Raw genomic sequence first — 12,196 nt, forward strand, 5'->3', positions numbered from 1 at the left:
GTATCCTCCACGCCTAGATCTTTTTTGCGCTGCGGATTTTGCGGACGAGCATGAGCAGCGGGTCATAGAACTCGTCCACCACTCGCTCCTTGAGCGGAATGATGGCATTGTCGGTGATATGGATATCTTCGGGGCAGACCTCGGTACAACATTTCGTGATATTGCAGAGGCCGATGCCAAGCTCCTCTTTCAATACGGATGTCCGGGAGACGCCGTCGAGCGGATGCATCTCAAGGGAAGCCGTTCGTACGAAGAAGCGGGGCCCACCAAATTGTTCCTGCTTGCCGTGATCGCGCAGGACGTGGCAGACATTCTGACAAAGAAAGCACTCGATGCACTTGCGAAACTCCTGTACGCGATCGACGTCCCGTTGATCCATCTTCCACACGACACCAGCCCGTGGTTGGAAAGGAGGGATCTTCCGATTGACGCGGAAGTTCCAGGAAACGTCAGTCACCAGATCCTTGATCACGGGGAAAGCCTTCATGGGAAAGATCGTGATGGGCTGATCAAGTGGAAGAGAGTCCATGCGTGTTTTGCAGGCGAGCCGCGGCCGGCCATTGACCTCGGCCGAGCATGAACCGCATCTTCCCGCCTTGCAATTCCAGCGGACGGCCAGATCGGGCGCCTGATGCGACTGAACCCAGTGAAGCGCGTCGAGCACTACCATCCCGGGAACGAGGGGCACTTGATAGTCAACGGTCTTGCCGTCTTCGCGGTCACCCCGGAAGATTTGCAACGTTGCTTCTGCGAACGAGACCTCCGCCATGGCCAGCCTCCGCTATTTCGCTCCGCTATCTTCTGCCAGCAGTTGCCTCAGCTCATCTGGCATCTCAAGAACGGGGGCTTCGATGAGTGTCATCGTGCCGGCATTCCTGACCACGACATTATGCTTCTTTCCCCACGCGTCGTCCAGGGCTGGGTAATCAATGCGACTATGCGCGCCGCGGCTCTCGCGGCGTGCAAGCGCGCTGCGGGTCACTGCTTCAGCTATGGTCAACATGCTGTGCAGATCCCACACGAGGTGCCAGCCTGGGTTGAAGAGCCGTGAGCCTTCCACACGCACGCGTGCCGCACGCTCTTTCAGGGTCTCGATCTCCAACAAAGCTCGGCGAAGGTCCTCCTCGCAACGAAAGATGCCAACAAGACTTTGCATGGTGGCCTGCAAGTCGCTGTGAATAGCGTAGGGGCCTTCGCCATCCAGCCGCTCAAACGGCGCGAGCATTTGCCCAACGGTTGCCTCGATATGGGAGGAATCGATCGTTGGTGTCTCACTTCCCCTGGCGTGTTCCGCAGCCGCCAGTCCCGCTCGTCGACCAAACACCAACAGATCGGAGAGTGAATTGCCGCCAAGCCGGTTTGCTCCATGCAGGCCTGCAGCGGCTTCTCCTGCTGCGAATAACCCCGGGATGGATGTCTGCGCCGTCTCTGCGTCGACACGGATACCCCCCATCATGTAGTGACAGGTCGGTCCCACTTCCATCGGCTCCCTGGTGATGTCCACGTCCGCCAGTTCCAGGAACTGGTGATACATGCTGGGCAGCTTCCGCTTTACATAATCGGCAGGCTTGTGGGAGATGTCGAGAAAGGCGCCTCCGTGCTCAGTGCCGCGGTCCTCGCGCACCTCGGTATAGATCGAGCGTGCCACCACGTCGCGGGTAGAGAGTTCAAGTTTTTTGGGGTCGTAGCGTTCCATGAAACGCTCACCGTTCTTGTTACGGAGGATGCCTCCCTCTCCGCGCACGGCCTCGGTCACCAGGATTCCTTGCACTCCCGGCGGCCAGACCATGCCGGTAGGATGGAACTGCACAAACTCCATGTCCATCAGATCGGCGCCCGCTTCATAGGCGAGCGCCATACCGTCGCCGGTGTATTCCCAGGAGTTGGAGGTAATCTTCCAGGCCTTGCCGATGCCGCCCGTACAAATGACTACAGACTTCGCTCTGAACACGACGAAGCGGCCCTGTTCGCGCCAGTAGCCGAAAGCGCCGGCGATGCGGCCGCCGTCTTTGAGCAGCCGTGTGACCGTGCACTCCATATATACGTCAATACCCATGTGCACGCCGCGATCCTGCAAGGTGCGAATCATCTCCAGTCCGGTGCGGTCGCCGACATGGCACAGCCGTTTAAACGTGTGGCCACCAAAGGCTCGTTGCAGGATGTCGCCGTTCTCGGTGCGATCAAACAGAGCCCCCCACTGTTCCAGCTCGCGCACGCGTTCAGGGGCTTCGTGAGCGTGGAGCTGCGCCATGCGCCAGTTGTTTAGAAATTTGCCGCCGCGCATCGTGTCGCGAAAGTGCGCACGCCAATCGTCGGATGTATCCACGTTGGCCATCGCCGCGGCAATGCCGCCTTCGGCCATGACTGTGTGTGCTTTGCCGAGCAGAGACTTGCACACGATGCCGACGCGGACTCCCTGGGACAAGGCTTCAATTGCAGCGCGAAGGCCGGCGCCGCCCGCGCCTATGATGAGCACGTCGTGTTCGTGAATTTCGTATTTTGAAGTCACAGCAGCCGAATATCCTTGAGCAGACCCGCGGAGACCATACGCACGTAGAGATCGGCCAGGCCCACTGAAAAGAGGCTCACCCATGCAAAGAGCATGTGGCGCTCATTCAAGCGGCTGAGCCAGCTCCAGGCCGTGTGACGCGGAGGGCCAAACTTCGTGCAAGAGAAGCAATCGAGCTTTCCCCCTGCCAGGTGACGCAGGGAGTGGCAAGAGAAGGTGTAAAGAGTGAGCAAAATTATGTTTGTTAGCAGGACGAGTGAGCCCACTCCGATTCCAAAGCCATCCTGGAAAAAGAATGCGCGAATTGCGTCCCACCAAAGGATGGCGAGAAACACCAAAGCAAGGTAAAGGAACCAGCGATGGAGGTTTTGCAGAATGAACGGAAAACGAGTCTCGCCGCGGTACGCTCCTCTGCCTCCTTCGCTTACCGCGCAAGCGGGGGGATGCAGGAAGAATGCTCGATAGTAGGCCTTTCGATAGTAGTAGCAGGTTGCACGGAATCCGAGCGGGCCGGCCAGGATCAAAAGTGCCGGGGAAAATCGCCACCAGTGATGTTGCGGATCGATCAGCGGGGAGTAAAACGGCGAGAGGTAAGGTCCCCAGGCATAGAACTTTCCTTCGAAGGCCCGGAAGGTGGCATAGATTCCAAACGTGCTCAGAACGGCGATGACGGGCAATAGTTCCACCCACCATGCGTCTCGCCGCAACGTAGTGCCGAAACCGATGACCCGACGATCCGCAGAAGATCCCATCGTTGGGCGCCCTTCACGTCGGGTAACAGAGTAGTCCAAAATGTACCGTTGCAAATCGGAATTTTTAGCGTTCCAGGGCGATCAATTCGGTTTTGCTATGCCATATCTTGCCTTATTTACCTGTTTCGTATAGAATCGCGCGTCAGTGCAGCGCAAGCGGGTTGCACCGGGGCGGGGACCGTGAACCTTTGGCCGCTAGCAGTCTATGTCGTACTCGTCGGCATGCTTGTGATGGTCATGTTGAGCCTGTCCTTTGTCCTGGGTCAACGGCACCATGATCGAGCTACCGGTTCCCCATACGAGTCTGGCATCCTCTCAGAAGGTTCTGCGCGTGTGCGATTCTCTGCAAAGTTCTATCTGATCGCGATGTTCTTCGTTATTTTCGATCTTGAAGCGGTGTTTTTATTTGCCTGGGCGGGCGCTGTCCGAGAAACCGGATGGGCTGGCTACGCCGAGGTGCTGCTATTCATTACGGTACTGCTTGCGACGCTCGCTTATTTGTGGCGCGTCGGCGCTCTTGATTGGAAACAAGGAAGCAGACGAATGGTGAGTTAGTTACGGTGGTGTACCATGCGCTGGTCGATCAGCAGGCCTGCCGATTCTCTGCAGGCTGAAAAGGCCGATGGAAATCTTGATGAGGCGATCCGCCGAACTCTTGTTCTGTCCCGTGTAGATGATCTTGTGGCGTGGAGCCGAAAGAACTCTGTCTGGCCGTTCAACTTTGGCCTCTCCTGCTGCTTCGTGGAGATGGCTACAAGCATTACGAGCAAATATGACATTTCGCGGTTTGGCGCTGAAGTGATCCGCGGTACGCCACGAGAGGCGGATCTTATGGTCATTGCAGGCACGCCATTTATCAAGATGGCGCCGGTGATCAAGCGCCTTTATGAACAGATGATGGAGCCGCGGTGGGTGATTTCCATGGGGTCCTGCGCCAATTCGGGCGGCATGTACGACATCTACAGCGTGGTACAGGGGGTCGATAAGATCCTCCCGGTAGACGTCTATGTCCCCGGATGTCCACCTCGGCCGGACGCGTTTCTGGAAGGCGTTCTGTTGTTACGCGATGCGATAGGAAAGGAAAAGCGGCCCCTGAGTTGGGTTATTGGACCGCAAGGAGTGGAGCGGCCTGATATGCCTTCGATGCGCGACTCCAAACAGGCACAGCGGCAATTACTTACTGTGCTCCGGACTCCCGATAGTGTTTAGCAGTAGCGGCGGTATGTATGATGCGCAGCCTGATTGTCGATGAGGAACTACGGAACGAACTTGGCCCTACGGTTGCGCCCCAACCTGCCTGCGACGGAATTCCGACATTCTGGGTCTCGAAGGCCGATATCCATGAAGCTATTCGCTCGCTCCATTGCGAAATTCCAAAACCATACAGAATGTTTTTTGATATTACGGCAATTGACGAACGCGGCCGCACCCACCGCGATGGTCAGCCGCCGAGTGACTTCACCGTTGTTTACCACCTCTACTCTCTTGAACGGAACGAATATGTTCGGTTGAAGGTAGCGCTCGACCAGGATCAACTCTCACTCCCTACCATCACTGACATCTGTCCCGCGGCCAACTGGTATGAGCGGGAGGTGTGGGATATGTTTGGTATCGTTTTCAACCAACATCCGCATTTAACGCGCATCCTCATGCCGAGGACGTGGCCGGGGCATCCGTTGCGCAAGGACCATCCGGCACGCGCCACGGAGATGGGTCCCTTTACTCTGCCGGACGAAAAGCAGGATGCCGAGCAGGAAGCGTTGCAGTTCCGCCCCGAAGAATGGGGCATGTCGCGGCAACACGAAGATACCGATTTCATTTTTCTGAATATTGGTCCGCAGCATCCCGGCACGCACGGCGTTCTCCGCATCATCCTGCAGTTAGACGGCGAGGAAATTGTCGATGCTATCCCCGACATTGGCTTTCATCACCGCGGCGCCGAGAAGATGGGTGAGCGCCAGACATGGCATACCTATATTCCTTACACAGATCGCGTGGATTATCTGGGCGGGGTGATGAACAACTTCGCATACCTGATGGCGGTCGAAAAATTGGCGGGCATCACCGTGCCTCCCCGCGGACAGATGATCCGGGTCATGATGGCGGAGCTGTTTCGCATCATCAGCCATCTGGTCTGGTACGGCACGTTCGCACAGGACCTTGGCCAGATGTCGCCCGTGTTCTATATGTTCAACGACCGCGAGCGAGCGTTCGGCATTGTTGAGGCGATCTGCGGTGCGCGCATGCACCCCAACTGGTTCCGCATTGGCGGTGTAGCCCAGGATCTGCCAAACGGATGGGACCGCCTGTTCCGAGACTTTCTGCAATACCTGCCGGCCAAACTCGACGAGTATGACCGCACTGTCATGCGCAATCGTCTGTTCAAGGCGCGCACGAAAGGCATTGGAAGCTGCACGATCGAGGAAGCAATTGAGTGGGGCATGACTGGTCCAAACCTGCGCGCGTGCGGTCTCGATTGGGATTTCCGCAAGAAACAACCCTATTCCTGCTACGACCAACTCGAATTCGATATACCTGTCGGGCGCACGGGAGATTGCTACGACCGCGCGATCGTGCACGTCGAAGAGATGCGCCAAAGTCTGAGGATTATCCAGCAATGCGTTGACGATATGCCGGGTGGTCCATGCAACGCAGACCATCCGCTGACCACACCGCCGCCAAAAGCGCGCACCATGCACGACATCGAAACGCTCATCCACCATTTCCTTAGTGTGAGCTGGGGCCCTGTGATCCCGGCCGGCGAAGCCATGGCCGCGATCGAAGGAACCAAGGGCAATAACGGCTATTACCTGATAAGCGATGGAGGCACGGGGTCTTACCGGACTCGTATCCGCACACCATCGTTTGCACACATGCAAATGCTGCCGCAATTGTGCCGGGGATGGATGATCCCGGACCTTCTGGCGATCCTGGGAAGTCTTGATTATGTGCTTGCGGACATCGACCGGTGAACAAAGAAAAGGGAGAGTGAGACGATGCTGACTGTTGAGGAACGAGAGGAGATCGACGCGAAACTTGCCGACTATCCAAACACCCAGGCCGTCGCTATCGAAGCGATGCTGATCATTCAACGGCGCCAGGGGTGGGTATCGGACGAAAAACTGCGCGACCTCTCGGAAATCCTACGGCTTTCCGTCGCCAACCTGGACGGCGTAGCGACGTTTTACAACCTGATCCGCCGGAGGCCGGTGGGACGGCACGTCGCACTCGTTTGCGATAGCGTCTCGTGTTGGATCATGGGCTCTGACAGAATGCGGGATCACCTCTGCAGCAAGCTGGGCACACCGATTGGCGGCACAACTTCAGACGGGCAATTTACTTTGTTGCCGATCGTTTGCCTGGGAGCGTGTGATCACGCTCCAGCCATGATGATCGACGGAACGTTACATGAAGATCTGAACGAACAGAAGATCGAAGAGATATTGACGCAGTACACATAGGCATCTATGGAGAAACCTCTTACAGGCAATTTTCGACCTGACAAAACTGCGGTGAGCCTTCCGGAGTACGAGCGTGCCGGTGGATATCAAGGGCTCCGCAAGGCACTCACTATGCAGCCGGCTGATGTCACGGAATTGATAAAGAGATCGAATCTTCGCGGACGGGGAGGGGCGGGTTTTCCGACCGGCTCGAAGTGGAGCTTCGTGCCTATGGGCAAGGATGCGCCGCATCCGAAATACCTCGTTGCGAATGCCGATGAGATGGAGCCCGGAACGTTCAAAGATCGTGCGTTGATGGAGAGGGACCCGCATCAGTTGATCGAGGGTATGATCGTCGCCGCATATGCGATAGAGGCAGACATCGCTTACATATTTTTGCGAGGCGAGTACGAGTGGCCGAACCAGTGCCTTTCCAAAGCAATCGCCGAAGCAAAAGCAAGCAACTATCTCGGTCGCAATATTCTGGGATCGGGTTACAGTCTTGAAATTCATCTTCATGCCAGCGCGGGCCGTTACATATGCGGCGAAGAGACTGCTCTGCTGAATGCCCTCGAAGGGAAGCGGGCGCATCCGAGAACGAAGCCTCCCTTTCCCCAGGTCTGCGGGCTTTGGGGGAAACCGACGATCGTCCAGAATGTGGAAACGCTTTGCAATGTTCACCACATCGTGAACAAAGGCCCAGATTGGTTCCGACGTCTGAGCCTGACTGAGGATGGAGGTACAAAGCTGTTTGGCGTTAGCGGCAAAGTCAAACGCCCGGGACTCTGGGAACTTCCCATGGGCACGCCACTACGTGAGATTCTCGAGGACCACGCGGGAGGAATGCGCGACGGCCTACGTTTTCGTGGGCTGCTGCCGGGCGGAGCGTCGACGGACTTTCTTGTCGAGGAGCATTTGGACACTCCGATGGACTACGGGAATGTGCAGAAGGTTGGAAGCCGATTGGGCACGGGAACCATGGTTGTGCTGGACGACCAGACGTGCCCTGTCGGCATGGTCTGGAATCTGGAACACTTCTTTGCTCAGGAATCGTGCGGCTGGTGCACCCCGTGTTGGAGTGGGCTCGCATGGACGGAGAAGATTTTGCTCGCAATGGAGCAAGGCCGCGGGAGCGCTCGTGATCTGGAGACGCTGACGTTTCAAACAAAATTTCTTGCGCCGGGCAACACTTTCTGCGCCCTTGCGCCGGGAGCAGTCGAGCCACTTCAAAGTGCGCTGAAGTATTTTGCTGAAGATTTTCGCCGGCACATCGACGAACATCGCTGTCCCTGGAGATGACCATGGCGACTATTTATATTGACGGCAAGCTCAGACAGGTGAATCCGAAGCAGAACCTGCTGCACGCCTGTCTTTCGCTGGGTTATGACCTTCCGTATTTCTGCTGGCATCCAGCATTGGGTTCGGTGGGTGCGTGTCGCCAATGCGCTGTTAAGCAATTCCGCAACGAGCAAGACACGGCAGGCAAGCTCGTCATGGCCTGTATGACACCAGCTGCCGAGGGCACACGCATCTCAATCGCCGATCCTGAAGCGGTGGCCTTTCGCGCCGGTGTTATTCAGGGGTTGATGCAGAACCATCCGCATGATTGTCCTGTATGCGATGAAGGCGGCGAATGTCACCTGCAGGACATGACGGTCATGACCGGACACCGGTCACGCGTTTACAGCTTTGGCAAGAGGACGTTTCGAAACCAGTATCTCGGTCCGCTGGTGAATCATGAGATGAATCGCTGCATTCAATGCCAGCGATGTGTGCGCTTTTATCGCGAATACGCGGGTGGTGACGACCTGAATGCGTTTCATCTGCGCGACACCGTCTACTTTGGACGACACGAAGACGGCGTTCTTGAAAACGAGTTCAGCGGCAACCTGGTTGAGATCTGTCCGACGGGTGTATTTACCGATGCAACACTCAAGCACCACTACACACGCAAGTGGGACCTGCAGATGGCGCCGTCGATCTGTGTTCACTGCGGGCTGGGTTGCAATACTACTGTCGGCGAACGATATGGCACGCTACGCCGCACTGTGAATCGTTATAACCACGAGGTGAATGGGTACTTTCTTTGCGACCGTGGACGGTTTGGCTATGAGTTTGTGGAGAGCGATCAGAGAATTCGCCATCCGTTGCTGAATGGCAAAGCAGCAACGAAGAGTGAGGCATTGGAACGATTCGGCGCCATATTGCGCGAGGGCAAGGCATTCGGAATTGGATCACCGCGGGCTTCCCTGGAGGGCAACTTCGCACTACGCACGCTGGTTGGTCCCGATCGGTTCTTTGCTGGAACTTCCGATCATGAGTTGCAGCTTCTTTCGACCATCCTCCGCATCCTGCGCGAAGGCCCGGCGCGATCACCTTCGCTTCTCGAGATGGAGCACTCGGATGTTGTGTTCGTCCTTGGTGAGGATGTCACGAACGTCGCGCCGATCATGGCTTTGCGGCTACGTCAGGCTGTGCGTCAGGCCCCCATGCAGATCGCGGAGAAACTGCACATTCCGGAGTGGCTCGACCATTCGGTGCGCGAGGCTGTGCAGAATGAGAAGGGGCCGCTCTACATTGCTTCTGCTTACGCGACGAAGCTGGATGACATCGCGAGGGGCACATATCGTGCGGCGCCAGATGATCTGGCTCGGTTGGGTTTCGCTGTCGCTCACGCGATCGATCCCGATGCCCCGGTTGTAGAGGGCCTGCTGCCGGATTTGGAGAAGATGGCGTCGGAGATAGCGTCAGCGTTGCTTGGTGGGCAGCACCCGCTGGTTGTTTCCGGTACAAGTTGCGGCAGTCAAAGTGTCATAGAAGCGGCGGCGCAGGTTGCGTGGGCTTTGTGCAAGGTGGGACGCCCTGCGGCTCTCAGCTTCACGGCGCCGGAGTCTAACAGTTTTGGTCTCGCGTTGATGGCGCCCCGTCCACTCTCTGAAGCTGTCTCCGCGATCAAAGGCGAACCAACAAGCACGCTGGTTGTCCTTGAGAATGATCTGTTTCGCCGTGGTCCTGCAGACGTGGTGTCATCTTTGCTGAAAGATGCCGGCCACCTTGTCGTTCTCGACCATCTGGATAACGCAACTACAGAGGCAGCCGAACTTGTATTGCCGGCAGGCACTTATGCCGAATCTGATGGAACGATCGTGAACAACGAAGGGCGCGCCCAGCGACACTTCCAGGTTTTCGATCCCAGTACCGACGTGCAGGAAAGCTGGAGATGGTTACACGAAGGAGCGATTGCAGCGGATAGTGAGAGCGGGGCACAGTGGCAGAACCTCGACGGTCTCACTGCGGCTATGGCCGCAGAAATACCTGTATTTGCATCGATTCCACGAGTTGCTCCATCACGGAAAGCCAGCGGCAAGATCGCACGCGAGCCGAACCGGTACAGCGGTCGCACCGCAATGCTAGCCAATATCAGCGTGCATGAGCCAAAACCGCCTGACGATCCTGATTCTGCCCTGGCGTTCTCGATGGAGTCAGGGCCCGAATCGGCTCCGCCGTCGCTGATTCCTTTTTTCTGGGCGCCCGGCTGGAACTCCATTCAATCGGTCAATAAGTTTCAAACCGAAGTGGGCGGGCCATTACGCGGCGGTGATCCTGGGATCCGTCTGATTGAGCCGTCACTGGAGCGGAGCTGGAAGTATTGCTCTACGATTCCCGCAGCATTTCAACGGCAGCCGGATGTGTGGATGCTGATCCCGATGTTTCACATCTTCGGATCAGAGGAACTGAGCCTCCACGCACAGGGTATCGGTCAACTGTCCCCGCACCCCTATGTGGCGTTGAACCCAGTAGAGGCTTCGCAGAGTGGGGTCAACGCCGGCGAGCGGATCAAGGTTTCCGTTGAAGGGTCTCTCTTCGAACTAGAGGTCGCGTTGCGAGCTGACCTGCCTCGCGGTGTAGCCGGCTTGCCCGCCGGATTGTCGCCAGCCAAGGGTATCCTTCTGCCGGCTTTCTGCAGGCTTGCACCAATTCCGGCTGAACCATCCAGAGGTGCTCCATGATGCAGAATCTCTTTCCCTTTGTCATCATCGCGGTGGTTCTGTTTGTGGTGCTCAATCTATCAGCCGGATTGATCTGGGTGGAGCGTCGTCTGCTTGCCTTGTGGCAAGACCGATATGGCCCCAATCGTGTCGGCCCATTTGGCTTAGGACAGGTGGTAGCCGACTCGGTGAAGATGTTCACCAAAGAAGACTGGATTCCACCCTTTGCGGACAAGCCCGTCTTTGTTATCGCGCCCGCCATCATTGTTGCTACCGCACTGATCTCGTTTGCGGTTGTGCCTTTTGCTTCGGGATTTGTAATTGCCGATCTCGACGTGGGAGTCCTGTTTCTCCTGGCGATGTCCTCCCTGGGTGTCTACAGCATTGTTCTGGCAGGCTGGGCGTCGAACAACAAGTACTCGCTGCTCGGTGGCATCCGCGCAGCCGCACAGATGCTGAGTTACGAGGTCTTCATGGGTTTGTCCCTGTTAGGAGTGGTGATCCTGGCCGGCTCCTTTCGGATCTCGCATATCGTCGAAGCGCAGCGGGGGATGTGGTTCATTGTGCCTCAGTTCCTCGGCTTCGTCCTGTTCCTGATCGCGGGCCTGGCGGAGACGCGTCGGCTGCCATTCGATCTTGCGGAAGCGGAGAGCGAATTGATTGCAGGCTTTCACTCAGAGTATTCCGGTATGAAGTTCGGCATGTTCTTCGTCGGGGAATACATCGGTGTGATTCTGATCTCGGCGACCATTGCGTTGTTTTTTTTCGGGGGCTGGTTGGGACCTGTGTTGCCCGGGCCGGTCTGGTTTGCAGCGAAGACGATGTTTTTCGTCTGTCTATTCATCTTGTTTCGTGCGGCGCTTCCCAGGCCGCGATTTGATCAGCTGATGTCCTGGGGCTGGAAGGTGATGCTGCCCCTGGCATTGGTGAATTTGTTGGTAACCGGGGCTGTTGTGCTTGCCCGGACATAAAGGAGGCTCCCCGTGCTTAGTCTCGTGCGTTCTTTGTGGATGGTTTTCCTGCACGCCTTTGCACGACGTGTGACCGTTCAGTATCCAGAGGAAAAGCCCTATCTCGCGCCTCGGTATCGAGGTCGCATTGTCCTTACGAAGGATCCTGACGGAGGAGAACGTTGCGTCGCGTGCAATCTCTGCGCCGTCGCCTGTCCCGTGGATTGCATCTCACTGCAGGCAACTGAGGACGAGCATGGCCGGAGAACCCCGGAGTTCTTCCGAATCAATTTTTCCCGCTGCATTTTCTGCGGCTACTGCGAAGAAGCGTGTCCCACGTATGCGATTCAACTGACACCCGATTTCGAGATGGGCGAGTACAAACGGAAGAATCTTGTATACGAAAAAGCTGATCTCCAGATTGAGGGTCCGGGAAAGTATCCCGATTACAACTTCTGGCGTGTAGCTGGAGTTGCAATTGGTGGCAAGGACAAAGGAGAAGCTGAGAACGAAACCGCACCCGTCGACTCTCACAGCCTGATGCCTTGAAGATGAG

Annotated in this window: 11 protein-coding genes; 8 read left to right on the top strand and 3 right to left on the bottom strand. The window is 56.8% G+C overall.

From position 1 onward, the window contains the following. Positions 1–13: 13 nt before the first annotated feature. From FTW19_RS10690 to FTW19_RS10700, 3 genes are read right to left on the bottom strand one after another with little or no spacing between them, the layout of a single operon-like run. On the bottom strand, positions 14–769 hold the full coding sequence (locus tag FTW19_RS10690; protein ID WP_147647616.1) for a succinate dehydrogenase/fumarate reductase iron-sulfur subunit: 756 nt from the start codon (positions 767–769) through the stop codon (positions 14–16). Between the two features lie 12 nt (positions 770–781). Beyond that, a complete protein-coding gene (locus FTW19_RS10695) occupies positions 782–2,509 on the bottom strand; it encodes an FAD-binding protein (protein ID WP_147647617.1) in 1,728 nt (575 codons plus the stop codon). Then, the gene (locus tag FTW19_RS10700; RefSeq protein WP_147647618.1) at positions 2,506–3,261 is read right to left on the bottom strand and encodes a succinate dehydrogenase; all 756 of its coding nucleotides are present in this window, start codon (positions 3,259–3,261) and stop codon (positions 2,506–2,508) included. The genes FTW19_RS10695 and FTW19_RS10700 overlap by 4 nt, the downstream gene beginning before the upstream one ends. A gap of 237 nt (positions 3,262–3,498) precedes the next feature. Between FTW19_RS10700 and ndhC the strand changes: the two genes are divergently transcribed. From ndhC to nuoI, 8 genes are read left to right on the top strand one after another with little or no spacing between them, the layout of a single operon-like run. Continuing rightward, a complete protein-coding gene (gene ndhC / locus FTW19_RS10705; protein WP_246153746.1) occupies positions 3,499–3,816 on the top strand; it encodes an NADH-quinone oxidoreductase subunit A in 318 nt (105 codons plus the stop codon). A gap of 15 nt (positions 3,817–3,831) precedes the next feature. Further along, entirely contained in the window at positions 3,832–4,470 is a 639-nt protein-coding gene (locus FTW19_RS10710) for a NuoB/complex I 20 kDa subunit family protein (RefSeq protein WP_147647619.1), read from the top strand. A gap of 17 nt (positions 4,471–4,487) precedes the next feature. After that, positions 4,488–6,233: an NADH-quinone oxidoreductase subunit C/D gene (gene nuoC / locus FTW19_RS10715; protein ID WP_147647620.1), complete on the top strand. Its 1,746-nt coding sequence runs from the start codon at positions 4,488–4,490 to the stop codon at positions 6,231–6,233. Positions 6,234–6,257: 24 nt separating this feature from the next. Further along, entirely contained in the window at positions 6,258–6,722 is a 465-nt protein-coding gene (nuoE, locus tag FTW19_RS10720; protein ID WP_147647621.1) for an NADH-quinone oxidoreductase subunit NuoE, read from the top strand. Positions 6,723–6,773: 51 nt separating this feature from the next. After that, entirely contained in the window at positions 6,774–8,000 is a 1,227-nt protein-coding gene (gene nuoF, locus FTW19_RS10725) for an NADH-quinone oxidoreductase subunit NuoF (protein WP_246153670.1), read from the top strand. Between the two features lie 2 nt (positions 8,001–8,002). Next, the gene (gene nuoG / locus FTW19_RS10730) at positions 8,003–10,711 is read left to right on the top strand and encodes an NADH-quinone oxidoreductase subunit NuoG (RefSeq protein WP_147647623.1); all 2,709 of its coding nucleotides are present in this window, start codon (positions 8,003–8,005) and stop codon (positions 10,709–10,711) included. After that, entirely contained in the window at positions 10,708–11,661 is a 954-nt protein-coding gene (nuoH, locus tag FTW19_RS10735; protein ID WP_348641848.1) for an NADH-quinone oxidoreductase subunit NuoH, read from the top strand. The genes nuoG and nuoH overlap by 4 nt, the downstream gene beginning before the upstream one ends. A gap of 12 nt (positions 11,662–11,673) precedes the next feature. Continuing rightward, positions 11,674–12,189 (top strand): NADH-quinone oxidoreductase subunit NuoI, encoded by a 516-nt coding sequence (nuoI, locus tag FTW19_RS10740; protein WP_147647624.1) that lies wholly within the window; start codon positions 11,674–11,676, stop codon positions 12,187–12,189. The last annotated feature ends 7 nt before the right edge of the window (positions 12,190–12,196 follow it).

It is taken from the genome of Terriglobus albidus (assembly GCF_008000815.1).
Lineage (GTDB): Bacteria > Acidobacteriota > Terriglobia > Terriglobales > Acidobacteriaceae > Terriglobus > Terriglobus albidus_A.